Source organism: Rhizobium sp. BK376 (genome assembly GCF_004341625.1).
In the GTDB taxonomy this organism is placed as follows: Bacteria; Pseudomonadota; Alphaproteobacteria; order Rhizobiales; family Rhizobiaceae; genus Rhizobium.
On the sequence record NZ_SLZG01000009.1, the window covers coordinates 1 to 24062 of the forward strand.

Genomic DNA, 24062 nt, shown 5'->3' on the forward strand with positions numbered 1-24062 from the left:
AGTCTGCCCGCTGTGGCACGCTGACATCCCCTCCGACCCGACGTCGGAAAGCACGGCAATCAGCCGTCAGCTACACCACTCCAATGGACACGATCCGAAGCACCCAGGTAAAAACAAAAAGGGTGGCCGCTCGGCCCAGTCATCAAGTATCTGTCATCGTCAGAAATAGGCTCGGATGGGATGGCCGCGTTCACCCCAGAAAACAAACCAGCGCCCCGCGGCGCGTACGATGTCGAGCTGTTCAGACAGCGGCAAGGGCGCTGCCGACTTCCTAAGACCGATGCGCGACAGGAAGCCTCCGCGTACCTGCAGCGGGGTCTTTTCGGCCGCGTCCGCCGCCGTCAGAAGTGCTTTTCCGTAGTCAATTGCCGTCTCGGGAAGCTTGTGCTCCCAGGCTGCCTGCAACAATTCATGATCAATCACGCTGCGGCAAGTCTCGAGGAAAGCGCCACGGAAGCTGGTTTCATCAACCCCATCATACATGCCGCCGTTTGAATAGATCGGCACGCCATCGCATTTCAAAAGCCTCAGGACGTGATATCCGTCGAACTCTTTTAGGGTCTGCGCGATTTCCTCGGCTGTGCTCGCCTGCCTCGCTTCGAGGATCCATGCATCCGCGGCAGGATCACTGCCTACGCACGGAGCGCCAATGCGTTTGTAACCGGCAATGCTGATCTCGTTGAATCGAGCATTCTCTGCATCTGATAACGGGGGCGCCGGGTCCTTGCTTGTCGAAAAGGCTTTTTCAACAAGCCGCCGCCACTCCGATTCACACCCAGCCTTCGCGCAACCTTCCACAACAAGATCGAGCCCCACGAACCCCTCCGCAAATTAACCGCCGCAATCAGATGACTGCCTACAAGACAGTCATCTATCTAATTGGTGTCAGCGATGTAAATTTTACGTCGGCTGTAAGAGCGATCCACAGTTAGCGCGATTGTTTCATGGCGGCTATCTGCGCCTCAGAGCGCCTTCAGCAGCGATTGCGTCGCCCATCCGTCTGCGGGAAGGCCCAGGCGCTGCTGCTCTTTCTGGATGGCGACGCGGGTGCCGGAGCCGAGGATGCCGTCGATCTCGCCGACATCGTAGCCGCGCGCCTGCAGCTTGGTCTGCAGCGCCTTCATGTCGACATCGCTCAGACCCTGCTCGGGCGTGCCCTTGTCATAACCGGGTGCTCCGGAAAGACGCGTCGCAAAGTAGGCGGCCGATGTCGTGTAGATGAACGACTGGTTCCATGCCAGGTATGCGTTGAAGTTGGGATAGGTCAGGAAGGCAGGTCCCATGCGGCCCTGGGGCAGGATCAGAGCGGTCTGCAGGTTGCCGAAGGACGTATTGCCGTCGCGGGGCTTCACACCGAGATTGAACCAGTCCGCCGCTGTCATCGTACCGCCAATACCCGATTTCTCGTAGGGCAGGCTGGCGGGCAAGGTGACTTCCTGAAGCCAGGGTTGGCCGCGCTGGAAGCCGAGGCTCTGGATGAACTTGGCGGTCGTCAGGATGACGTCAGGAGCGCTTTCCTTGAGCTTGATGTGGCCATCGCCATCACCATCTTCGCCGTAAGTGAGGATAACCTTGGGCACGAGCTGCGTCTGGCCGATTTCGCCGGCCCATGCGCCTGTGGTCGTTGCCGGATCGACATCGCCGAGCTCAACTAGCTTCGTGAGCGCGATAAGCTGCGGACGGAAGAAATCAGGCCGGCGGCAATCGTGGGAAAGCGTCACAAGCGAATTGCGGATATTGAAATTGCCCTGGACGGCGCCGAAATCGGTTTCCAGTCCCCAGAAGGCGGTGATGACGCCGGCGGGCACGCCGTAATCCTTCTCGGCCTTGGCAAAGACATCAGCATATTGCTGCATTTTCTTGCGGCCGATATCGAGCCGCGCCTGGCTGACCGCCCGCTGGGAGAATTCGAGGAAAGTCTGCTTGAAGACGCCCTGGGCGCGGTCCATGGACAGGGTCTTCTGGTCGATCTGGACGCCTGCAAAGGTGCGGTCGACGGCCTCAGGGCTTGTGCCCGCAGTAACGGCTTCCGTCTTGACGCCGGCGAGGAAGGCGGAGAGATCACCGCCGCAGGGAGCCTTGGGCGCGTTCGCATCGGCGCCCGCCGGGGCTGCCGTTGAAGATGCGTCCTGAGCGACGGCTACACCCGATAATGCCGAGGCAAGCATGATCGCGAATGCGGTGCGTCGAATGGTTAAACGGTCCATGGACAATCCTCTTTGCTGACGGGATGGGGTCGCTTTTCCAGAAGATTGTGACCGAAGCAAGAAGTAATTCTCGATGAACTTAAGAATTTCCGCTCTTTGTCACAGCAGCCACCCAATTGTGCCAGTTTTTCTCCGAACCGGCGAAGACGTTGATGTCAGTCGGGCCCTTGATGCCGGGGATGACGCCTGTCGACGTATATTGCCAGAAGGCCCAGCGGCGGTCGGCATAGGTGACCGTCGGATGCTTGGCGACCGAGCGAACCCAGAAATGATAATCCTGGAAATAGCCGACGAGATTGTCGCGGTGGAAGTCCACGGACGTGTAGATGATCGGCCGCATGCCGTAATAGGCCTCGAGCCTGTCCATGAAGCGCTGGAGCTGAGCGCGGACGGTCAAAGGATCGGGCCGGAATCGGCAGGTTTTCGACTCGTTGTTCCATTCGACGTCGAGTACCGGCGGCAGCGTCATTGACGCCTTCGGCACGTTGCGGATGAACCAGTCGGCCTGTTCGTCGGCCGTGGAGCAGAAATAGTAGAAATGATAGGGCGCGCTGGGGATGCCGGCTGCGCGCGCTTCCTGCGAATATTCGAGGAAGCGCGGATCGATCATATCCTTGCCCTCGGTCGCCTTGATGAAGGCAAAGGCGACGCCTGAAGACCTTACGGTCGCCCAGTTGATATCACCCTGCCATTTGGAAATGTCGATGCCGTGGATCGGACGCTTCTCGGGATGATCGGGGCCGAAGTCCTGCGGCTTCGTATCGTGGAAGCGCGTCTTAGGCTTGATCGCTGCGGTCGGCATGAGGTCATAGGCCGATGTGCAGCTATTCAGGAGCATGACGAGCGGCAATAAGCAGAACAGAAGCCGGCGCATGAATATCCCGTACTGGCGCGAGTGATCTTGCTGCCCCACGTTGGCTTCCGTGACTTTGCGAATCCCCTAGTCGAGAAAACGAGGCAGTAACCTCGTTTTCACCATATCAATGTAAAAAATCGGTTATTTTCAAGCGAATTATGAGCGATTGGTAATAATAACCGCTCGCCAGGCATATCCGCCCCCGATTTCCTCGAATGTCAGCCTTGCGTTGTGCGCTTTTGCCGCCGCTCCGAGCACTGTGCGCAGGTCGGCGCGTGGCGTCACATGGAACTTGCGCAGCCAGGATTGCAGCATCGACCGGAACCAGCGCGGCAGGCGCTCCTGCTGGCCAAAATCGACGATATGGAGCTCGCCGCCGGGCGCGAGAGCCGCCAGAGCGGCGTCAACCGCGCGCTGCCATTCCGGGATCATCGAGAGCGCATAAGGGATCATGATACGGTCGAAGCCGTCGGTGCCGAAATCCTGCGCCGTGAAGGCGGTCGCATCGGCAACGCGGAAATCCGGCATCTGTTTCATGCCGCGAAAGGTGTTCCGGGCCGAGATCAGCATCTCCTGAGAGATATCGAGCCCGTAAAGCTTGGCCGACGGAAACTGGCGATGGGCAAAGAGGAGGTTGCGGCCCGTGCCGCAGCCGACTTCGAGAAGCGAGCCGCCGAACGGAACATTCAGATTCTGAATGGTGCGGTCGCGGCCGAACAGGTAGTATTTGCGGGTCACGTCATAGATGTGCCGCTGGTAGCGATACATGCCGTCCATAAGGCCAGCATGGTTGTCGCCATTCATCTTGGCACTTGTGTCCGCCTGGCTCACGCTTTTTTCCCGTAAATATGGAAGCCGCCGTAGATCGCCGAGCGATCGCGGATGTTGAGTTCCTGAGAGCGTTCTTCGAAATAGACCCACTGATCGCGGATAGCCGGCGACAGGCGGCCTTCGATAATGCTCTTTTCAGCAGCGGTTCGGAAAATCACACGAGCGCCTTCACGTGCCGTCCGGCTGATCTCGGCCCAGACGTCGTTGAGCTGCGCATCCGTCATCCAGTCCTGTGCATCCAGAAGGATGTAGCGGTCCATGGAGGCTGCAGGCTTTGCAGCCAGCATTTCCGTGAAGTTCAGATGATGGACGGTGACGCGTTCGGCATTGGCGCGGATCGCCGGATAGTGCTCCGGCTTCAGATAGGTCGGCAGCGGGCCTTCATGCTGGCTTGCGTAGCGACGCGCGAAGGCCTGCCAGGCGAAATAATTGTCGTTCATCGGGAAATGGCAGGCGAGCTTTTCTAGACGATATCTCAGCACAGCCGAAATCGAGTCGTCGCCGGCAAGGCTTGCGAGCTCGTCATACTGCTGCGGCGGAATGCCGAGACCGAAAAGCGAGCTCTTGCGGCCGAGCAGCCAGCGGACCATCGGGCGGTCGAAGATCGGCGCGATCTGATCGTCGAAGAACTGGCGCTGTTCGCGCATCGTGCGCGCCTGCGTCATGCCGGCAAGCTTGACGCCATGCAGGCGGGCCAGCACATGAGCGGCGCCGATGAAGCGACCGAGAAGGCCGGTCTTGTAGATGTTGCGGGTGAAGACCGTAACGCGGCGGCGGCCGTACATGTCGCGGCCGTTCCAGTAGCCCAGCGTTGCCTCATCGAGACCAGGGGCGACAAAGCGATCGAAGGCGGCCGTATTGGTCTTGACGCCAGGTGTCGCAAAGAAGCGCACCAGATCGGCATGATCTGGCATCAGGCGAAATGCGGCAAGCTTCAGCCGGTTCAGCGCGATGTGGTGTGGATTGAGGTCCACCACGTCGATCGAAGCGGGGCCTTTCGACAGATAAGCCAGCATGTTGCAGCCGCCGGAACCGATCGTCGCTATGCGGTGATGCGGCTGGAGCTCCATCGCTTCCATGTCGATATCCGGATCTTCCCAGATCTGCGGATAAACGAGACCAGAAAACAGCAGGCCAAACAGGCGCTCGGAGAGGCCGGCCTTGGAAAGCGCTTTGTGCTGGAGGAGGGCATCCTTCAGTTTCCGATTCTTGCGGAAACCGGCATCGGGGGCAAATTCTGTCATATGAGTCTGTCACCGTTTTGTCAGGTTCAGCGCGTGTAACCCGCCAATGCTACAGTCTGATGACGCGGCCTGTTGGTATCGGCTTATCTGATTGCGACATGGATGAGTTCGCGCGGTTTTGAACGAGTTTGCTCTTTAACATCCGTCGTTTTCCTGATTGTCTCTGGCCGTTCAGAGGAAATATGGCATGCGATGGATTTCGAAGGTTGTCCGCGGAGCGGTAATTATATTGCTGCTCGTTATTGTTGGTGCGGTGGCGTGGTTGGCGTTGGCCCCTCCGGCACTCCTGCGGATAGGTGACGGTTACGCCGCCAAGATCGTCTGTTCCAATGTTTTCATCGCGGGGCGTGACGCCGCAACCGTGCTTGCGCAGGATGTCCAGGCGCCGGGCAATCCGGCGCTGAAGCTCATTCGTGTTTCCGTCGACCGGGAGGAGGGGATCGTCACCGCGCGAATCCTGGGGCTCTTCGCGCCGAATTATGCAGTTTATCGTGGGGCGCTCGGCTGCGTCAGCGTGCCGGATGGCGATATCCGCGCGGCCCATAGCCCGCCCATGTTGGAAGAGACGTCCGTTGCTGAAAGTGATGAGCCCTGGCCGGATGGCGGGCATGTTGGCGTCGATGCCGACGATCCGGTTTCCAGCCTGTTGAAGAACAAGGATCTCGCGGGGCCGGCCATGCGCGCCGTCGTCGTGGTCAAGGACGGGCGAATCGTGGGCGAAGCCTATGGGGACGGATTCAGCGCCGAAACCCCGCTGATTGGCTGGTCGATGACGAAGACGGTCAACGCCGCGATCATCGGTCGCCTGATGCTGGCCGGCCGTATGTCCTTCGACGATCAGGATCTGCTGCCTCAATGGCATAATGATCAGCGCAACCGCATCCGGCTGAGCGATCTGCTCGGCATGGAAAGTGGTCTTGCCTTCAACGAGGACTACGGGTCGGTCACCGATGTTACCCGCATGCTGTTTCTCTCGCCGGATATGGCGTCGCTGCCGGCCGCTGCAAAGCAGACCTCGCCACCCGGCACACATTTCAATTACTCGACCGGGACGGCCGTTCTTCTGTCGCGAATATGGATGAACCGATTCGCCAACAAGACCGCTGCCATCGCCTTTCCGCACGACGCGCTGTTTGCGCCGCTCGGCATGACCAGCGCGGTGTTGGAGACGGATGAGGACGGCACCTTCGTCGGCGGCTCCTATCTCTATGCGACGGCGCGCGACTGGGCACGCTTTGGACAGTTCCTGCTGCAGGACGGGGTCTGGCACGGCCAGCGGCTGCTGCCGGAGGGTTTCGTCGGCGCCATGCGCACGCCGACGCCCACCTCGAACGGCATCTACACACAGGTCCAGGCCTGGCTTAGCGGCCCGGGCGGATCTAACCGTCAATTCGGGTTGCCGGAAGATACGTTCTGGATGACGGGTCACGACGGGCAGACGATCGCGATCGTGCCGTCGGCCAACGTCGTCGTCGTCAGGCTGGGTCTTACGCCGGGCCATCTGGGCTACCGGCCGCAATTGCTGGTGAAGAAGGTCCTGGATGTACTAGCGCCGGTCAAAACCTGAACCGGCGTTCAATCCAAAAGCGGCTGAGGGGATTAGTAATCGCCGTTTGCGATATCGCTCATGCCCTTGTTCTTGGCATCCATGTAGTAGCCACGAGCATATAGGGCAACGGCATTGTCAGGCTTGTTGTCCGAAACCATCCATGCGCCGCGAAGGTACTTGGCTGCATATTTGATGTTGGTTTCGGCGTCGAGGAGACCCTTTGGCGGGCCCTGGTAGCCCATCGACTTCGCGGTATTGTACTTGATCTGCATCAGGCCGAAATATCCGGCTTTGTTGTATGCCGATGGATTATAGCGGCTCTCGCGGTGCACGACGCGATGGATCAGCGATTCCGGTACTTCGTAGAGCTTGGCGTATTTCTGAATGAGCCGACCGATGAAGTTCTTCTCGGCCGGAGAGACCACCGCGTCATCGTCATTATACGATTCGCTGAGAACCGCTGGAACGACGGTCGGCCCGGACGTGTCGAAGTTGAAATCATAATGCGGGCGGCTGTCGACATAGCCGAGCTGAGGGGCAGGAGTCGCATAGGCGACTTCGGTGACCGGAATGGTGTTGCCCTGATCAGGCCGCGGAATGGGAATGACGGACTGGATCGCCACCATTTCCGGCGTAAGCGGGATCGGCGACTGATCTTCAGCACTATTCTGCGCCGCCAGAGCCTGCATGGAGGCTGTTTCCCCCGGGCGCGCTGGATTCGGGATGGGGATAGCGACTACGGACGGGATGACCGGCTCGTCCGATGCGGCATAGGCGGCAGAAGCGGAGGGCTGGGCGCCGGGCGTGCCCGTTACGGCTGCAATCGCCGCCTGGCCCTGGTTGGCTGACATCTGCTGCTGGGCTGTGGGCTGCTGGCCGAAGCGGTCCTGAGCGACCTGGGGCTGTCCCGGTTGCACCGGCTGGCCGGCTTGCGGTTGAAGCCTTCCGGTTTGCTGTACGGCAGTCGTTGCCTGCGGCAGGCGATCAGACTTCGACAAGACTGCGGATGAGGCCGGCTGTGCCGTGGCCACCGCCGGCTGCCCTGCGAGCGTTGCAGGCTGCGCTGCAAGTGTTGCCGGTTGGGCTGGGTTAGTGGGGGCGCCTGCGACAGCTGTACCTGTCGCAGCTGTGTTGGACACACCGGGGAGTGCGGTATTTCCGTCTACAGCCGAACCGGTAACCGGATGCGGCATGTTGGATTGTGCCGGCGAAAGTCCTGCCTGGGACGACTGCTGCTGGGTGCTTGCGCACCCGGCGAGCGCACCGCACAGGATCGCTGACATCGCGACGCTGCGCTTCAGGCTGGAAAATCCGATCGCTACCATTCTGTCACTTTCGAAAATCTCGCCCCCCGGCGATGCAATTCAGTCACAGGGACAATAAATTAATAAATCCCCCATTAACCTATTCGTGAACGGGCCGCAAGCAGGCAAGGCGTTCAGGCGGCCATTCTACGGTATCCGGCGGTGACGGCGCCGGCTGCGATCAGGAGCGTTCCGCCTGTCCGGTTGACGGCGCGCTGCACGCTGGCCTTGCGGATAACGCCCCGCGCCATGTCCGCCACAAAGACGTAAACCAGCGAATTCAGCGCCGCCAGGGTGAGGAAAGTTGCTTCCAAAGCAATGGTTTGCGGGATGAACGGCCTGTTGAGGTCGAGGAACTGCGGCACGAAGGCAATGAAGAAGACGATGCTCTTGGGATTGAGTGCCGTTACAATGTAAGCGTGCACCAAGATCTTGAGGGGTTTTTCCTCTGGAAGGTTGTCATTGTCGCCTATCGGCCCTGTAACAATTGGGGCCCTCCAAAGCTTAACGCCGAGGAAAACGAGGTAGGCAGCGCCGATCATCTTAAGAATCGTAAACAGCGACGCAGAGGCGGCAAGCAGCGCGCCGAGGCCCGCCAGCGAGGCCGTCATGGCGGTAAAATCGCCAAGCGTCACGCCGGTCACCGTCGCAAGAGCCGTCTTGCGGCCGTGACCGAGCGCGTAGGAGACCACGAGGAGAATGGTCGGGCCTGGAATGGCCAGCATGATGGCGGATGCGGCGGCGAAAGCGAGCCACGTTTCGATCGGCATGGAATCCTCCTAATTCCTATTCGCCGCCAGCAAAGACATCGTCTTTATGATCCGTCAATCATGCTTCCCGGTATTTTTGACCCACATGCGCCATCACATCGGCGAACCATTTGACGGATATGTCGAAATGCTTTCCGCCCTTGATGCGCGGGAATTCGATGGTGCGCAGCTTGCCGTTCTGGCCTTCGTCGTGGCCGGTAACGCCGGACACTTTATTAAGGGCGCTTTCGACTGCGAGATCGACCATCCCCTGGATGAGTCGCAAATCTTCGCCGTTCGCCGGCGCGGAGCGGGCGAAGTAGCCCGACTTCTGCACCATCGAGCGTTCGGCGCCGATCAGGCCGGCGAACTGCTTCTGGAACCAGTTGCCGACATTGATCGTGTCGATCTTCACATGGCCGAATGCGTCGCGCTTGATGGTTTCACCGGCGGCTTCACGCTCGGAAACGATGGCGTCGAGGGCTGCACCCTCAGAGACGAAGAGGGTAACATGGCCGGTCTTTTCCATGATCGCCTTCAGGCGGTCTGCTTCCTCTTCTATGTTGAAGGCCATTTCCGGCAGATAGATGCCGTCGATGTTCTTCAACTCGGCACTCATCATGAAGCCTTCGGCATATTCGTAGGAATTCGTCTTCTGGATATAGGCGCGGGCAGTTGCTGCTGTCAGCCAGCCGCAATGGCGGCCCATGACTTCATGAATCACCAGCGTGCGCGGCGCCGCCGTCTGCTCGTTGCTGACGTTGTCGAAGAAGTGAGCGCCGACTTCGGCCGCCGTCCAGGCGCCGAGCGACTGGCGGATCGGCACGACGTCGTTGTCGACCGTCTTCGGCAGGCCGACGACGGTCAGGTCGTAGCCGTTGGCGCCGAGATAGGCGGCAAGGTCGGCCGCCGTGGTGTTGGTGTCGTCGCCGCCGATCGTGTGGAGAATGGTGATGCCGTCGGAGGCGAGGCGCTCAGCGGCGACCCTCAGCGGGTTTTCCCCTTCCTTGACCATGCCGCGCTTGACGAGGTCGGCGGCGTTGGTGAGCTTCACGCGGCTGTTGCCGATGGGCGAGCCGCCGTAGCGGTGCAGCAGATGCGCTTTCTCGCGCATGGCCGGGGTGATCTTGATGCTGTCGCCGAGCAGGACGCCCTGGTAGCCGGAGCGATAGGCGACCATTTCGATATCCGGCGCCACGTCGCTGTAGCGCTCGATAAGGCCACCGACCGCGGAAGAGAGGCAGGGCGCCAGTCCGCCAGCGGTGAGCATTGCGACTTTCTGTTTGGCCATAGTCCCTCCTAGAGCAGCACGACTGCGTCATTTGACAGTGATGCCCGCATGGATGCGACAGGGATTGGTGGCTGTAAAGTAAAGAATTTAAGAAAGCGGCTCATCCGCTGCAAAGAAGCAGGCGAGCCTCTGAAGGCATTCCCTTGCTACCTTCTCACTCCACTGGGGAAGGGCTCTATAATATGGGCCAGCCAAGCCGCATCGTTACAAATTTGTGAAAAGTGTTTTCGGACTTGCGACCAATGGACTGCTTGCAATCGCAACCATTATTTGGTCAAGGTGTTCTTTATTAGGAGAGCGGTCGAAGCGCCATGTCTTTTTGGGAAAAATTGCTGAACGCCGTCAGCGAGACCGCCGGCAACGCATTGTCGTCGGTGGTAGAGGCTATACGCACGCTGTTCGAAGGTGATCCGGAGACCCGCCGAAAGGTGGCTTTCTCCGTCGCGATCATCGCGCTTTCGGCCAAGATGGCGAAGGCGGACGGCGTTGTCACCGAAAAAGAGGTCCAGGCGTTCCGCGATATCTTCGAATTCCCCCCTGATCAGGCCAAGAACGTCGCCCGCCTTTACAATCTGGCGCGCCAGGACGTTGCCGGCTACGAGGCCTATGCCGAGAAGCTTTCTTCGCTTTGCGTCACCTGCGCGAAGAATTGCCCGGTGCTCGAAGACGTGCTGGACGGGCTGTTCCACATTGCCAAGGCCGACGGCTCGATCCATGAGAAGGAACTGGCGTTCCTTGCGCATGTCGCCGAGATCTTCAAGATGAACGAGGGCCGGTTCGAGCAGATCATGGCTCGCCACGTTCATGTCGGCCGTGATCCCTATAAGGTGCTCGGCGTTTCACCGTCGGACGATTTCAAGACGATCCGGCGCCGTTATCACGGGTTGGTCTACGAACACCATCCCGACCGTCTCGTGTCGCGTGGCGTGCCGGAAGAGTTCCATGTCATCGCCAATGAGCGCATGGCGGCACTCAACGCAGCCTATGCCGAAATCGAGAAAGAACGCCGGGCCGCATGACTGGCTTCAAGGCCGACTATGCCAAGGCGACGGTTCAGCCGTCGCCGAACCACGGCGAGCGGGCGGCAGGTCGCAAGCCCGATATGATCCTTCTTCACTACACCGGCATGGGCAGCGCAGATGGTGCGCTCGATTGGCTGTGTCGCGAGGAAAGCCAGGTATCGAGCCATTACTTTGTCCACGAGGATGGCCGCGTCCTTCAGCTTGTGCCGGAAGAGCGTCGCGCATGGCACGGGGGCAAGGGGACCTGGCAGAACGAGGGCGACATCAATTCGATGTCGATCGGGATCGAGATCGCCAATGCCGGCCATCCCGGCGGGCTGCCCGATTTCCCCGCTGCGCAGATAGATTCGGTGATCGAATTGTGTCGCGACTGCGGCGATCGTTGGGCCATCGCGCCGGAGCGGGTGCTTGGTCACTCCGATATAGCACCCATTCGCAAGGTCGATCCGGGCGAAAAGTTTCCCTGGGGAAAACTGCATGCGGCAGGTGTCGGCCACTGGGTGGAACCGGCTCCGATCACCGGCGGTCGTTTTTTCCAGAAGGGCGACGTCGGCCAGCCGATCGAAGCCCTACAGTCCATGCTTTCGATTTATGGTTACGGGACGGAAATCAATGGCGAATTTTCCGACCGGCTTGAAGGCGAGCTGATCGCATTCCAGCAGCATTTCCGGCAGGAACGCGTCGATGGAATCGCCGATTTTTCGACGATCGATACGCTGCATCGATTGCTGTCTGCACTGCCGCGCTTTGCTTAGCGTAAGTTGCGCCTTCTCCCACAGGCGATACGGCAGCAAAAGATTGAGAAATCGCTAACGCCGTGATCCGCCACATCATTTCCCTATTATCTCCTCATTACGATGGTCTAACGACGCTCGCTTAACGGCGGCCACACAACCCAATTTTGTTGTCTGGGTGTGGCCGTAAATCGAATAACGGGGATCGTTGCGGCATGCCGGCTGCTCCCAAGCTGGCGTCCGAACAGGAGAAGTCGTGTGCTCTCCAGCTGTCCCACGCTCGGAGACTAAAGACTGCATGAAAAAACTGATTATTGCGGCTGCGGCATGCATTGGCATGCTGCTGACAGGGTACAATTGTGCGTTTGCAGGGCCTCGCCAGGAAAAGATCGAAACGAAATCCCTCAAGGTCGTCACCCGTAGCACGGGCTATGCTACTTCACCGGTGAATACGGCCGCTCTCAATCCCGGCGTCACGATCACGATGGACACCCCTTACTCGCAGCTGATCGGCCAATATGCCAAGCTCAACGGCGTGCCCGTCGAGCTCGCCACGGCGGTGGTTCATATCGAAAGCAACTTCAATCCCAAGAAGCGCGGCAGCGCGGGCGAAATCGGCCTGATGCAGATCAAGCCGGCGACGGCGAAGCTAATGGGCTATCGCGGCTCCGCCAAGGGGCTCTACGATCCGGAAACCAACATCAAGTACGGCATGCTCTACCTTGCCAAGGCGCAGCTGCTCGGCGGCGGTCCGACCTGCAACACCATCCTGAAATACAATGCTGGCCATGCGGCGACGCGCATGAATCCTGTTTCGCAGGCCTATTGCGGCAAGGTGCTGGCGCTTCTCGATTGAGGAGTCAAAGCAAGGCGCTGCGTGGTTGCTTTAAAGTGATGAATCCGATGGTTTGCCATGCTATCCCAATCGAAACATTGATGAGGGCGAAGCATGGCAGCGGATTTCAAATACATCATCGTCGGGCGCGGCATGATGGGGGCGGCAGCGGCACGGCATCTGGCAAAGCAGACGGATGGCGTCGCAGTCATCGGCCCGGATGAGCCGGAGGACCGCAAGAACCACACAGGTGTTTTTGCCAGCCATTACGATGAAGGCCGTATCACCCGTACGATCGATCAGGACGCTGATTGGGCAAGGCTCGCCAATCGCTCCATCGCGCGCTACGCAGAGATCGAGCGGGAAAGCGGTATCCAGTTCTACTCGGAGACCGGCTGCCTTCTGGTCGGGCCGAAGCGCGGCGGCAGCAATCCTTTCGTCGCCGACGTCGTTGACGCCTCGCAGCAGCTGCAGGCGCGGATCGACGTTCTCGACGATGGCGGGCTGAAGGCGAAGTTTCCCTATTTCGCATTCGACCAGGCAAGCGAAGGCGTCTACGAGCCCAGGAATGCCGGCCATATCAGCCCGCGCAGGCTGGTGAAGGCGCAGTCGCTACTGGCCGAGAAGGCCGGCGCCACTGTCATCAAGGATATCGTCAAGAGCATCCGCGACGAGGATGGACTGGTCGTGGTGACGACGGTCGAGGGAAAGACCTATCGGGCGGAGAAGGTGCTTTCGGCAGCGGGCGGATTCTCCATCACGCAGAATCTCTTGGCTGAGCCAGTTGAGATGAAGGTTCGGGGCCGCACGGTCGTCTATTTCGAGATCAGCGAAGAGGATGCGCAGGCATATGCCGGCATGCCGTCTGTCATCACGGAGGATGCCAATCCTGTCGACAGCATCTACCTGCTGCCGCCGATCCGCTATTCCGATGGCAAGCTCTATATCAAGATCGGTGGCGATCCTGATGATTTCGAGCTGGACAGCGATGAAGCGCTGCGCGCTTGGTTCCGCACCGACGGCCGTCCGCATGTGCGTGAGCATCTGACCCGGATCATTCGCGAGCTGATACCCGATCTCAAGCCGCTCTCCATATCGACCGCCTCCTGTGTGACCTCCTATTCGCGCAGCACCTATCCGATGATCGCCTATACGTCTTCGCCGCGCATTGCGGTCATGACGGGCTGTGCGGGGACGTCGGCGAAAAGCTCCGATGAGATCGGCAGGCTCGGTGCCGAGCTGCTGTTCGAGGGTCGAATCAAGGATCAGGGCTACAAAACGGATTTTGCAGCCTATTTCCGCGATTGATGGATGCCGGCGTGAAGCCGGCATATTTCGGTGGCAATTGCGGTTCGTCTCGGCTAATGAGCCCCTGCCAGTTGGCCGGGCAGCCGCGCTTCACCAATGCCGAAAGGCGGTGAGGGGAGGAAAGTCCGGGCTCCACGGAAACACGGTGCCGGATAACGTCCGGCGAGGGCGACCTCAGGGAAAGTGCCACAGAAAGCAAACCGCCCGGTCCATCGGATTGGGTAAGGGTGAAAGGGTGGGGTAAGAGCCCACCGCGTCTCTGGCAACAGCGACGGCACGGTAAACCCCACCGGGAGCAAAACCGAATAGGGATGACGTGGTGCGCGCAAGCGCTCCAGCCCGTTTCCGGGCCGGTCATCCGGGTGGGTTGCACGAGGCGGCGCGCAAGCGTCGTCCCAGATGAATGGCTGCCACGTTCCGGTTCGCACCGGAGCCATACAGAACCCGGCTTACAGGCCAACTGGCGAATTATCTCTTGCCCCCGTGGTTGTCACCAGACCTCCGGCGCAACTTCGGAAAGCCCGCTGAAATTCGCGGCCTTTCCCTTTGAATACAGGGCCTTGCGGTTCCAAAGCGAAGCTCATTTCGGAGCGATCGCCAAGCTGATCCTAACCTTTCGTTAAACTTAACGGCTTATGAATATTCATAGCTGCGACCGCTTCGGTGTGGTCGTGTCCCATTGACGCCCATATGGTCCCATGGTATCCCATAACAACACTGCACAGGGGCAATTCACTGCCCATTCATCGCAAAGCGGAAAGGGCTCCCGGGTCGGGAGTGCCGAGAGGGTATTCGCCCTTGCGGCTAGCGAAGCTGTGTCCGGTTTTGACGATGCTGAGGGGCGGATGGCTGCCCTGAAGTCATTGGGAACGGGTGTTTCGCGTGATGAACCGCTTCCTGTCGAGTGCGACCAACAGGATCGATGCCAAGGGGCGGGTTTCCGTGCCTTCGGTGTTCCGTTCCGTGCTGGCCGAGCGCAATATCCAGGAGCTTTACTGCTTTCAGGATTTCGTGTTTCCGGCGATCAGCATCGGCGGCCTGGACTTGCTGGATCGGTTCGAGCGTCAGATTGCGGCGGAGGATCCTTTTTCGCCGGAGGCAAATCAGATGTCGCTCCTCATTCATGGGGGCGGGGTCTTCATGAAGCTCGACGCCGAGGGTCGGTTGATGGTCACGGATTTTATCCGGGATTTCACCGGCATCACGAACGAGGTGACCTTCGTAGGTCGAGCGGATCATTTTCAGCTGTGGCGCCCGGAGGAATTCCAGGTGCGGCAGTCGCAGGCAAGAGAGGGGCGCAGGCCGGTGGGTGGGCGCTCGAACTGAGGTGGGGAATCGGAATGGTGGCGAATCCTGGCGGAGGTTCTACTGATGCCGGTGGCGGACCGGTTCGTCACATTCCGGTTCTTCTTTTCGAGGTGCTGCAGGCGCTGCAGCCTGCGCCCGGCAAGATCATCCTCGACGGTACCTTCGGTGCCGGCGGCTATACTTCGGCCATTCTGGCGGCAGGTGCCGATGTGATTGCGCTGGATCGTGATCCGACGGCGATCACGGCAGGCCAGGAAATGGTGGCTGCGCATGGCGGCCATCTTTCCCTCATTCATTCGCAGTTCTCCGATCTTGCAAGCCATGCACCCGAAGCCGGTCTCGACGGTGTCGTGCTCGATATCGGCGTCTCCTCGATGCAGATCGATGAGGCCGAGCGCGGATTTTCCTTCCAGAAGAACGGCCCTCTCGACATGCGCATGTCGGCATCGGGCGTATCGGCCGCTGACGTCGTCAACCGCGCCAAGGTCGCCGATCTCATTCGCATTTTTCATTTTCTCGGCGAGGAAAGCCAGGCGCCGCGCATTGCGCACGCAATCGAGAAGAAGCGCACGGAGAAGCCGTTCGAGACGACCCGCGATCTCGCAGGCCTCATCGAAATCGTCACGCCGCGCAAGATGAAGGACAAGATCCATCCGGCAACGCGCGTCTTCCAGGCGTTGCGTGTTTTTGTCAACGACGAGCTGGGAGAACTGGCGCAGGCACTCTTTGCGGCCGAGCGGTCGCTGAAGCCCGGCGGCCGGCTTGTCGTCGTCACCTTCCATTCGCTGGAGGACCGTATCGTCAAGAAGTTCTTCTCGGATCGTTCGGGGCGCGCTTCCGGCTCGCGCCATCTGCCCGTCGTTCACGAGCGTGCGGCGACCTTCGAGGCGATCGGAAAGCAGATGGTAAGCGCGAGCGAGGCGGAGGCCGAGGCCAATCCGCGCGCTCGGTCGGCCAAGCTGCGTGCCGGCCTGCGGACGCAGGCTGCGCCTGGTGCCGCCGATCTTTCGATTTTCGACCTGCCCAATCTCGCCAGTCTCGGAAAGCTCGGAGCCTAGGATGCTGAGAACCTTCGACATCGTGCTCATCGGCGTCATGACGGCAGCGGCGACTGTGACCTATACGATCAAGCATCGCGCCGAGCTAAAGCTCGAGGAGGTTCATCACCTCGAGTCCGAGATCAAGCTCGAGAAGGATACGATCGAGCTCCTGAAGGCGGACTGGGCGCTGGTGGTCCAGCCAAACCGGCTGGAGAAGCTCGTCAACATCTATAATGACGATCTGAAGCTGCAGCCGACTATTTCCACATCGCTGGCCCAGCCAAACGAATTGCCGATGCTGCGTTCGCAGCTTCCTCCGCCGCCTGTCGTGGCGGATACGAAGAATGTTGCGCCGGCTAAGCCGACTAAGGGAAGTCTCGCCGCCAAGAACGGCGATGCCACCGACGCGGAAATCCGCGCCGTGATCGCCGACGTCGCTTCGAAGCCGGCGCCGAAGCCGGTCGCCAAGGCGACGGGGCTGATCAAGCGCCCGGCAGGCAAGACGGACAATATTTCAACAGGATCGGTGAAGCGCTGATGGCTTTTCTCTCTCGCATTATGATCCTGAAGAGCAAGGCACATTTTTCGACCGGTGTAGATAATCGCCCAAGCGACGCATATGCGTCTGCCGTCGAGGGCTCTCGCAAGCGTAAAGCGAAACAGGCCAGGAGCCGCGTCGTCCTGCTGATCGCCAGTTTCGGCGTCATCTACTGCGTCATCGGTGGCCGTCTGGTCGAATTCGCGATGAGAGAGCCGGAGACGACATCGAGCATCCTGCCGCCTGATCGCCTGATGGCCTCGCGGCCTGACATCGTCGATCGAAACGGCGCGCTGCTGGCGACGGACATCCGCACGGTCTCCCTCTTTGCCGAACCTAACAAGATCGTCGATGCGGACGAGGCCGTCGAGAAACTGCAGACCGTCCTGCCCGACCTCGATGCCAGGGGCACCTACCGCAAGCTTTCCAACAAGTCGCATTTCCAGTGGCTGCGTCGCCAGCTGACGCCGAAGCAGCAGAGCCAGATTCTCGCGCTCGGCATTCCCGGCATCGGTTTTAGGCCGGAGAAGCGCCGCTTCTATCCGGGCGGTCCGACTGCCGCGCACATTCTCGGCTATGTCAACATCGACAATCGCGGCGTTGCCGGGATGGAGAGATATATCGACGACGAGGGGCTCGCCGATCTCGCCGCTGTCGGCATGACCAGCGACCAGCCGCTGGAGCCGGTCAAGCTCTCGATCGATCTGCGCGTCCAGGACATCGCTCGTGACGCCGTCGCCAATGCGGTCACCAATTTCCAGGCAAAGGGCGCCGGCGCGGTCGTGCTTGATGCCCGTACCGGCGAAGTGCTGGCCATGGCCTCGGCGCCCGATTTCGATCCGAACGATCCGACCGCCGGCGGCGAAGAGGGCTGGCTGAACCGCATGTCGAACGGCACGTTCGAAATGGGGTCGACCTTCAAGACCTTCACGATGGCGATGGCGCTCGATTCAGGCAGGGTGACCCTGCGCGATGCCTTCGACGCCACCAACCCGATCCGCATCGGCGGCTTTACCATCCATGACTTCCATGGCCAGCATCGGGTGCTGACCGTTCCGGAAATCTTCCAGTATTCGTCGAATATCGGCACGGCCAAGATCGCGGACTTGATGGGCATAGACGTCCACAAGGAGTTCCTGACGCGCATGGGCCTGCTAACCAAGCTGGACACGGAGCTTCCCGAGGTGAAGATGCCGAGCCAGCCGCATGTCTGGAAGAAGATCAACTCCATTACGATCTCCTTCGGCCACGGCGTCTCGACGACACCGCTGCAGACGGCGGTCGCAGGGGCCGCGCTCGTCAATGGCGGCCGGCTGATCCAGCCGACCTTCCTGCCGCGTTCGCGCGACGAGGCGGATCAGATTGCCAGGATGGTGGTGAAGAAGAGCACGAGCGACGACATTCGCTTCCTGCTGGATTTCAACGGCTCCAAGGGCTCGGGCAAGGCGGCGCGCGTTCCGGGCTTCGACGTCGGCAGCAAGACAGGGACGGCCGACAAGGTCGTCAACGGCCGCTATTCGCATACGCTGAACTTCAATACTTTCCTTGCGGCCTTCCCGATCGACGACCCGCAATATGTGGTCCTGACATTCTGCGACGAGCCGAAAACGGGCGAGCACGGCGGCACGATTTCGGCCTATACGGCAGCGCCCATTGCTCGTGATATCATTCAGCGCGCTGCTTCGATTCTCGGTGTACAGACGAAGTTCGGGGATGATAGCTCCGCCTTGCTGGTGTCTTATTGAGAATGAATGAATGAAACGGCCGATTCGCAGGGGGTGAAGCGGCCAGAAGAGAAAAGTACATTCGATGAAACTGCGCGATCTCACCGGAGAAGGTTTTCCGGATCTCAACGGCCAAGTGGGCGGGGCACTCGGCGATCTGGACGTCAAGGGTCTGTCCGCTGACAGCCGCAAGATCACGCCCGGAATGGCCTTCGTGGCCGTTGCTGGCAGCAAGGCGGATGGCGCGAGTTTCATTGCCGATGCAGCTTCCCGCGGCGCTGCCGTCATCTTTGCGGCCCATGCAGCAGAGGCCGGCAATGTTCCAGTTCTGACCGTTTCCGAGCCGCGCCGGCTGTTGGCCGTGGCCGCATCTCGCCTCTATGGCAAGCAACCTGAGACGATGGTCGCCGTGACCGGCACAGCCGGCAAGACTTCGGTTGCCTCCTTCACGCGCCAGATATGGGCGCATGCGGGGCATCCCGCCGCCATGATCGGCACAACAGGTGTCATTTCCCCAAGCCGCAACGACTATGGTTCCCTCACGACGCCCGATCCGGTTTCCCTGCATCAGTTGTTGGCGGAATTGGCTGATGAAGGCGTGACCCATGCGGCGATGGAGGCTTCCAGCCACGGTCTCGACCAGTTTCGCCTCGACGGCGTGAAGCTGTCTGCCGCAGCCTTCACCAATCTCGGCCGCGACCACATGGATTATCATCCGACCGTCGAGGACTACATGGCCGCGAAGATGCGGCTGTTCGAGGCGCTGCTGCCCAAGGGCTCGCCGGCAGTCATCTTCGCCGATGACGCCTGGTCGGATAAGGCGGTCGCCGTCGCTTCGGCCACGGGGCATGATGTGCGCACTGTCGGCCGCAGGGGTGGTTTCCTAACGCTGAAGCGCGTCGAGCATTTCCGCCACAAGCAGGTCGCCGAAGTTCACATCGGCGATGATATTTTCGAGGTCCATATTCCGCTGGCTGGTGATTTCCAGATCGCCAACGCGCTGGTCGCCGCCGGCCTCGCGATATCGACCGGCGTTCCGGCTTCGGTCGCCATGGCCGCACTCGAAAAATTGCAGGGCGCCTCCGGCCGGCTGGAGCTGGTCGGCCATACGAAAGACGGCGCGCTTGCCTATGTCGATTACGCCCACAAGCCGGACGCGCTTGAAAACGTGCTGACCTCGGTCAGGCCCTTCACAACGGGGCGCGTCATCGTCGTCTTCGGCTGCGGCGGGGATCGTGATCGCGGGAAACGACCGATCATGGGCGAGATCGCCTGCAGGCTGGCCGACACCGTCATCGTCACGGACGACAATCCGCGCTCGGAGGAGCCAGCGGCCATCCGCGCCGAGATCATGGCTGCTGCTGCTTGCGCCACCGAGATCGGCGACAGGGCGGCCGCGATCCGCGAGGCTGTTGGGATGCTGAAATCGGGCGATACGCTGATCGTCGCCGGCAAGGGACACGAGGAGGGGCAGACGATCGGAAGCGTCACCTTGCCTTTCTCCGACCATGCCGAAGTGCGCAAGGCGCTGGAGGAGCTTAAGTCGTGAGCTGGTTGTGGACATCCGAAGACATGGTCGCCGCCATGGCAGGTCGTCCCTTCGGGACACTGCCTGAGGGCATTACGGGTATTTCCATCGATAGCCGTTCGATCGCGCCGGGCGAGGCCTTCTTCGCTATCAAGGGCGATCGCGTCGACGGCCACGACTATGCCAGCATGGCGATGGCGAATGGTGCGGCACTGCTCGTGGTCAGCGAAGCGCGGCTTCCGGCCATGGGCCGGCTGACCATACCGATGATCGTCGTGGAAGACGTGCTCGATGCGCTGGCAAGACTTGGTGTTGCCGCCCGGCAGCGGACGGCCGCCAAGATCATCGCGGTCACGGGTTCCGTCGGCAAGACGACGACGAAGGAGATGCTGCGGCATGTTCTCAGCCCCTCTGGCAAGGTGCATGCGTCGGTCGCTTCCTTCAACAATCACTGGGGCGTGCCGCTGACGCTGGCGCGCATGCCGCGGGATACGGATTTCGGTGTCTTCGAAATCGGCATGAACCATCCCGGCGAGATTCGTCCGCTGGTGAAGATGGTGTTGCCGCATGTTGCGATCATTACGACGATCGCGCCGGCACATCTTGGCAATTTCAAGAGCATAAAGGAAATTGCTGCAGCAAAGGCTGAGATATTCGAGGGCCTCGTTCCCGGTGGTCATGTCATTCTCAATCGGGATAACGACCAGTTCAATTTCCTCGATCGCTCTGCCCAGGCCGTTGGTGTCGAGAACATTCATACTTTCGGCCAGCATGCCAAGGCGGATTTCCGCCTGGCTGAGTTCAACGGCTCGGAAGAGAATTCGGCGCTTTGGCTGACGCTCGGTGGCGAGACCGTCGAGATCGTGCTTGGGGCGCCCGGCCGCCACATAGCGGAAAATGCGCTTGCGGTGCTCGGCGCGGTGACGCTGGTTGGCGCCAACCTCGACGAGGCGATTGCAGCACTTGCGACGTTGAAGGCGGAAAAGGGCAGGGGCAAGCGGCACAAGCTTGCGATCGGCCACGGCCAGTTCACGCTGATCGATGAAAGCTACAACGCCAATCCCGCATCCATGCGGGCCGCCATTGCCTTGCTTGCCGCCGCCTCCGAGGGCAGAAGCCGACGGATCGCCGTTCTCGGCGACATGCTGGAGATGGGAGAATACGCGCAGAAGGTTCATGCCGATCTTGCAGGGCCCCTGCTGACTGCCGGGATCGAGCATGTCTGGCTCGCCGGTCCCGAGATGGCAGCGCTGAGGGATTCTCTGCCTGACAGCGTGCATGTGGAATATCGCGAGAAGACAGAGGATCTCGCGGCTTTTGTACTCAATTCGGTCGCTCCTGGCGACGTTTTGATGGTGAAATCGTCGCTGGGGACGGGTTTCGGGAAGATCGTGGCGGCTTTGCTTGACAAGTTTCCCGCATTCTCCGACACGGAGCCCTATTCGTAATCGGGGCTGCAGAAAGGGCTCTTAATGCTGATCTGGCTGGTCGAACTGTCGGACCATATAAAATTTTTCAACCTTTTCAGGTACATTACGTTCCGCACAGGGGCCGCACTGTTCACCTCGGCTGCGATCGTTTTCCTTTTCGGCCCGAGAATCATTGCTTCGCTGCGCGTTCGCCAGGGCAAGGGTCAGCCGATCCGTGCCGACGGCCCCCAGACCCACTTCAAGAAGGCCGGCACGCCGACCATGGGCGGGCTGATGATCATCGCCGGCATCGTGGGGTCCTGCCTGCTTTGGGCCGACCTTTCCAGCGTCTATGTCGTCGCGGTGCTGCTTGTGACGCTCGGTTTCGGCGCGATCGGCTTCTATGACGATTACCTCAAGGTCACCAAGCAGAGCGACAAGGGTTTTTCGGGCCGCGCTCGCCTTGGCATCGAGTTCCTGATTGCCGCGATTGCCGTCTATTTCATGATGCGGACGGCGCTTGCGTCCGGACCGGCGGGATCGACATTCGGCTCCTCGATCGCCTTTCCCTTCTTCAAGGACTTCATGATCAATCTCGGGATGTTCTTCGTCCTGTTCGGCGCCTTTGTGATCGTGTCTGCCGGCAATGCCGTCAACCTGACGGACGGTCTGGATGGTCTTGCCATCGTGCCTGTGATGATTGCTGCGGCGTCCTTCGGCGTTATCGCCTATCTCGCCGGTAACGTGGTTTTCGCCAACTACCTGCAGATCAATTTCGTTCCGGGCACGGGCGAACTGTCAGTGGTGCTCGGCGCTGTGATCGGGGCGGGTCTTGGTTTCCTGTGGTTCAATGCGCCGCCGGCCGCTATCTTCATGGGGGATACCGGCTCTCTCGCGCTCGGCGGCATGATCGGTACCGTGGCTGTTGCCACCAAGCATGAGATCGTCATGGCGATCATCGGCGGTCTCTTCGTGATGGAGACGCTTTCGGTCATCATCCAGGTCGGTTTCTTCAAGTTGACCAAGCGCCGCGTCTTCCTCATGGCGCCGATCCATCATCACTTCGAAAAGAAGGGTTGGACGGAAAGCCAGGTTGTCGTCCGCTTCTGGATCATTGCCGTGGTGCTTGCCATGGTCGGCCTCTCCACGCTGAAGCTGCGGTGAGGCAGAGATGATCCCGGTCACCACGCTCAGGGACAAGAAGGTCGCGCTCTTCGGATTGGGTGGCTCGGGTTTCGCCACGGCTCGCGCGCTGATGCTCGGCGGGGCCGACGTGACCGCCTGGGACGACAATCCCGATAGCGTGACGAAGGCGGCGGCCGAGGGCATCCATACCGCCGATCTCAGGACGATCGACTGGAGCGTTCTTTCGGTCTTCGTGCTCTCGCCCGGCGTGCCACTGACGCATCCGAAGCCGCACTGGACCGTCGATCTGGCCCGGGCTGCCGGCGTCGATATCATCGGCGATGTCGAGCTGTTCGTTCGCGAACGTCGCGCCCATGCGCCGGATTGCCCGTTCATTGCGATTACGGGCACCAACGGCAAGTCTACGACGACGGCATTGATTGCGCATATCCTGAAGGCAAGCGGTCGTGATACGCAGCTCGGCGGCAATATCGGTACGGCGATCCTGACGCTGGAGCCGCCCAAGGCCGAACGTTACTATGTGGTCGAGTGCTCGTCCTACCAGATCGACCTTGCCCCGACGCTCAACCCTACCGCCGGCATCCTGCTCAACCTGACGCCTGACCATCTCGACCGCCACGGCACGATGCAGCATTATGCCGACATCAAGGAACGACTGGTGGCCGGCAGCAATGTCGCGGTCGTGGGCGTTGATGACAGCTATTCGACGCTGATTGCAGATCGCGTGGAGCGGGCCGGGGTAAAAGTGATGCGTATCTCCCGCCGTCTTGTGCTGGCTGACGGGCTTTACGCGGACGGCAGCCGCATTGTTCAGGCTTCCAGCGGTGCGACATCCGATATCGCCGACCTGGAGGGTATCCAGACGCTGCGCGGCAGTCACAACGCACAGAATGCGGCAGCCGCGATTGCCGCGTGCCTTGCGGTCGGAGTTTCCGCTGACGACATCAGGGCCGGCCTAAAGTCATTTCCCGGCCTGAAGCATCGCATGCAGCCCGTTGGACGCCGCGGCGATGTCGTCTTCGTCAACGACAGCAAGGCGACCAATGCCGATGCCGCCGCACCGGCGCTTTCCAGCTACGACCGGATCTACTGGATCGCCGGCGGCCTTCCGAAAGAGGGTGGCATCACGACGCTGTCGCCACTGTTCCCGCGGATCGTGAAGGCCTATCTGATCGGCGAGGCGGCACCTGCTTTTGCAGCAACGCTTGGTGAAGCCGTTCCTTACGAGATATCAGGCACGCTTGAGCGCGCCGTGTCGCATGCGGCAGCCGACTCAGAGAAAGACGAGAACGGCCCATCCGCCGTCATGTTGTCTCCGGCTTGCGCAAGCTTCGACCAATATAAGAACTTTGAAGTTCGCGGTGATGCATTCGTCAGTCACGTGGCCGCGCTCGATAACGTCACCATGCTGATCGGTTCAGCGACAGGAGGCAAATGAG

The 24062-nt window shown here is 60.3% G+C and carries 21 protein-coding genes and 1 other RNA gene; 14 read left to right on the forward strand and 8 right to left on the reverse strand.

Features of this window, described 5'->3' with window-relative positions:
• Positions 1-159: 159 nt before the first annotated feature.
• From EV561_RS20675 to EV561_RS20695, 5 genes are all read right to left on the reverse strand, one after another.
• On the reverse strand, positions 160-816 hold the full coding sequence (locus tag EV561_RS20675; protein ID WP_132524206.1) for a hypothetical protein: 657 nt from the start codon (positions 814-816) through the stop codon (positions 160-162).
• 146 nt (positions 817-962) lie between these two features.
• Positions 963-2207 carry a lytic murein transglycosylase gene (locus EV561_RS20680; RefSeq protein ID WP_132524207.1) on the reverse strand — a complete coding sequence of 415 codons (1245 nt, stop codon included), beginning with the start codon at positions 2205-2207 and terminating at the stop codon, positions 963-965.
• A gap of 79 nt (positions 2208-2286) precedes the next feature.
• Entirely contained in the window at positions 2287-3081 is a 795-nt protein-coding gene (locus tag EV561_RS20685; RefSeq protein WP_132524382.1) for a GH25 family lysozyme, read from the reverse strand.
• A 138-nt stretch (positions 3082-3219) separates the two neighbouring features.
• Positions 3220-3867: a class I SAM-dependent methyltransferase gene (locus tag EV561_RS20690; protein WP_132524383.1), complete on the reverse strand. Its 648-nt coding sequence runs from the start codon at positions 3865-3867 to the stop codon at positions 3220-3222.
• A gap of 23 nt (positions 3868-3890) precedes the next feature.
• Positions 3891-5138, reverse strand: coding sequence for a DUF3419 family protein (locus EV561_RS20695; protein ID WP_132524208.1), 1248 nt, complete (start codon positions 5136-5138; stop codon positions 3891-3893).
• A gap of 187 nt (positions 5139-5325) precedes the next feature.
• On the opposite strand from EV561_RS20695, the gene EV561_RS20700 reads away from it, so the two are divergent.
• A complete protein-coding gene (locus EV561_RS20700) occupies positions 5326-6705 on the forward strand; it encodes a serine hydrolase (protein ID WP_132524209.1) in 1380 nt (459 codons plus the stop codon).
• Positions 6706-6737: 32 nt separating this feature from the next.
• Here the strand turns inward: EV561_RS20700 and EV561_RS20705 are convergent, their stop codons facing one another.
• The 3 genes from EV561_RS20705 to EV561_RS20715 all read right to left on the reverse strand — a co-directional run bounded on the left by EV561_RS20705 (position 6738) and on the right by EV561_RS20715 (position 10031).
• Positions 6738-7667, reverse strand: a complete 930-nt coding sequence (locus EV561_RS20705; RefSeq protein ID WP_245512802.1) for a lytic transglycosylase domain-containing protein — start codon at positions 7665-7667, stop codon at positions 6738-6740.
• A 458-nt stretch (positions 7668-8125) separates the two neighbouring features.
• Entirely contained in the window at positions 8126-8761 is a 636-nt protein-coding gene (locus tag EV561_RS20710) for a LysE family translocator (RefSeq protein WP_132524211.1), read from the reverse strand.
• A gap of 58 nt (positions 8762-8819) precedes the next feature.
• Positions 8820-10031, reverse strand: coding sequence for a pyrophosphate--fructose-6-phosphate 1-phosphotransferase (locus EV561_RS20715; protein ID WP_132524212.1), 1212 nt, complete (start codon positions 10029-10031; stop codon positions 8820-8822).
• Positions 10032-10342: 311 nt separating this feature from the next.
• Between EV561_RS20715 and EV561_RS20720 the strand changes: the two genes are divergently transcribed.
• The 13 genes from EV561_RS20720 (at position 10343) to murD (ending at position 24061) form a co-directional block, all read left to right on the forward strand.
• Positions 10343-11050, forward strand: a complete 708-nt coding sequence (locus EV561_RS20720) for a DnaJ family molecular chaperone (protein WP_132524213.1) — start codon at positions 10343-10345, stop codon at positions 11048-11050.
• Positions 11047-11808 carry an N-acetylmuramoyl-L-alanine amidase gene (locus tag EV561_RS20725; protein WP_132524214.1) on the forward strand — a complete coding sequence of 254 codons (762 nt, stop codon included), beginning with the start codon at positions 11047-11049 and terminating at the stop codon, positions 11806-11808. The genes EV561_RS20720 and EV561_RS20725 overlap by 4 nt, the downstream gene beginning before the upstream one ends.
• 277 nt (positions 11809-12085) lie before the next feature.
• On the forward strand, positions 12086-12643 hold the full coding sequence (locus EV561_RS20730) for a transglycosylase SLT domain-containing protein (protein WP_132524215.1): 558 nt from the start codon (positions 12086-12088) through the stop codon (positions 12641-12643).
• Between the two features lie 93 nt (positions 12644-12736).
• Entirely contained in the window at positions 12737-13930 is a 1194-nt protein-coding gene (locus EV561_RS20735) for an FAD-dependent oxidoreductase (RefSeq protein ID WP_132524216.1), read from the forward strand.
• 67 nt (positions 13931-13997) lie between these two features.
• Positions 13998-14398: RNase P RNA component class A (rnpB, locus tag EV561_RS20740), an RNA gene on the forward strand.
• A gap of 417 nt (positions 14399-14815) precedes the next feature.
• Positions 14816-15256 (forward strand): division/cell wall cluster transcriptional repressor MraZ, encoded by a 441-nt coding sequence (gene mraZ / locus EV561_RS20745; protein ID WP_245512804.1) that lies wholly within the window; start codon positions 14816-14818, stop codon positions 15254-15256.
• A 14-nt stretch (positions 15257-15270) separates the two neighbouring features.
• Complete coding sequence (gene rsmH, locus EV561_RS20750) at positions 15271-16296, forward strand: 16S rRNA (cytosine(1402)-N(4))-methyltransferase RsmH (RefSeq protein ID WP_132524218.1); 1026 nt, start codon at positions 15271-15273, stop codon at positions 16294-16296.
• A gap of 1 nt (position 16297) precedes the next feature.
• Complete coding sequence (locus EV561_RS20755) at positions 16298-16816, forward strand: hypothetical protein (RefSeq protein WP_132524219.1); 519 nt, start codon at positions 16298-16300, stop codon at positions 16814-16816.
• Positions 16816-18561 carry a penicillin-binding protein 2 gene (locus EV561_RS20760; protein WP_132524220.1) on the forward strand — a complete coding sequence of 582 codons (1746 nt, stop codon included), beginning with the start codon at positions 16816-16818 and terminating at the stop codon, positions 18559-18561. The genes EV561_RS20755 and EV561_RS20760 overlap by 1 nt, the downstream gene beginning before the upstream one ends.
• Positions 18562-18625: 64 nt before the next feature.
• Complete coding sequence (locus EV561_RS20765; RefSeq protein ID WP_132524221.1) at positions 18626-20089, forward strand: UDP-N-acetylmuramoyl-L-alanyl-D-glutamate--2,6-diaminopimelate ligase; 1464 nt, start codon at positions 18626-18628, stop codon at positions 20087-20089.
• The gene (locus EV561_RS20770; RefSeq protein WP_132524222.1) at positions 20086-21516 is read left to right on the forward strand and encodes a UDP-N-acetylmuramoylalanyl-D-glutamyl-2,6-diaminopimelate--D-alanyl-D-alanine ligase; all 1431 of its coding nucleotides are present in this window, start codon (positions 20086-20088) and stop codon (positions 21514-21516) included. Before EV561_RS20765 ends, EV561_RS20770 begins: the two co-directional genes overlap by 4 nt.
• 24 nt (positions 21517-21540) lie before the next feature.
• Complete coding sequence (gene mraY / locus EV561_RS20775; RefSeq protein ID WP_132524223.1) at positions 21541-22641, forward strand: phospho-N-acetylmuramoyl-pentapeptide-transferase; 1101 nt, start codon at positions 21541-21543, stop codon at positions 22639-22641.
• A gap of 7 nt (positions 22642-22648) precedes the next feature.
• The gene (murD, locus tag EV561_RS20780) at positions 22649-24061 is read left to right on the forward strand and encodes a UDP-N-acetylmuramoyl-L-alanine--D-glutamate ligase (RefSeq protein ID WP_132524224.1); all 1413 of its coding nucleotides are present in this window, start codon (positions 22649-22651) and stop codon (positions 24059-24061) included.
• Position 24062: the final 1 nt, after the last annotated feature.

Coding starts and splice junctions, on each gene's coding strand:
- mraZ (WP_245512804.1), top strand. CDS start 14,816: ATGAACCGCTTCCTGTCGAGTGCGACCAACAGGATCGATGCCAAGGGG.
- murD (WP_132524224.1), top strand. CDS start 22,649: ATGATCCCGGTCACCACGCTCAGGGACAAGAAGGTCGCGCTCTTCGGA.
- rsmH (WP_132524218.1), top strand. CDS start 15,271: ATGGTGGCGAATCCTGGCGGAGGTTCTACTGATGCCGGTGGCGGACCG.
- EV561_RS20720 (WP_132524213.1), top strand. CDS start 10,343: ATGTCTTTTTGGGAAAAATTGCTGAACGCCGTCAGCGAGACCGCCGGC.
- EV561_RS20765 (WP_132524221.1), top strand. CDS start 18,626: ATGAAACTGCGCGATCTCACCGGAGAAGGTTTTCCGGATCTCAACGGC.
- EV561_RS20730 (WP_132524215.1), top strand. CDS start 12,086: ATGAAAAAACTGATTATTGCGGCTGCGGCATGCATTGGCATGCTGCTG.
- mraY (WP_132524223.1), top strand. CDS start 21,541: ATGCTGATCTGGCTGGTCGAACTGTCGGACCATATAAAATTTTTCAAC.
- EV561_RS20710 (WP_132524211.1), bottom strand. CDS start 8,761: ATGCCGATCGAAACGTGGCTCGCTTTCGCCGCCGCATCCGCCATCATG.
- EV561_RS20690 (WP_132524383.1), bottom strand. CDS start 3,867: ATGAATGGCGACAACCATGCTGGCCTTATGGACGGCATGTATCGCTAC.
- EV561_RS20680 (WP_132524207.1), bottom strand. CDS start 2,207: ATGGACCGTTTAACCATTCGACGCACCGCATTCGCGATCATGCTTGCC.
- EV561_RS20695 (WP_132524208.1), bottom strand. CDS start 5,138: ATGACAGAATTTGCCCCCGATGCCGGTTTCCGCAAGAATCGGAAACTG.
- EV561_RS20735 (WP_132524216.1), top strand. CDS start 12,737: ATGGCAGCGGATTTCAAATACATCATCGTCGGGCGCGGCATGATGGGG.
- EV561_RS20700 (WP_132524209.1), top strand. CDS start 5,326: ATGCGATGGATTTCGAAGGTTGTCCGCGGAGCGGTAATTATATTGCTG.
- EV561_RS20715 (WP_132524212.1), bottom strand. CDS start 10,031: ATGGCCAAACAGAAAGTCGCAATGCTCACCGCTGGCGGACTGGCGCCC.
- EV561_RS20725 (WP_132524214.1), top strand. CDS start 11,047: ATGACTGGCTTCAAGGCCGACTATGCCAAGGCGACGGTTCAGCCGTCG.
- EV561_RS20760 (WP_132524220.1), top strand. CDS start 16,816: ATGGCTTTTCTCTCTCGCATTATGATCCTGAAGAGCAAGGCACATTTT.
- EV561_RS20755 (WP_132524219.1), top strand. CDS start 16,298: ATGCTGAGAACCTTCGACATCGTGCTCATCGGCGTCATGACGGCAGCG.
- EV561_RS20685 (WP_132524382.1), bottom strand. CDS start 3,081: ATGCGCCGGCTTCTGTTCTGCTTATTGCCGCTCGTCATGCTCCTGAAT.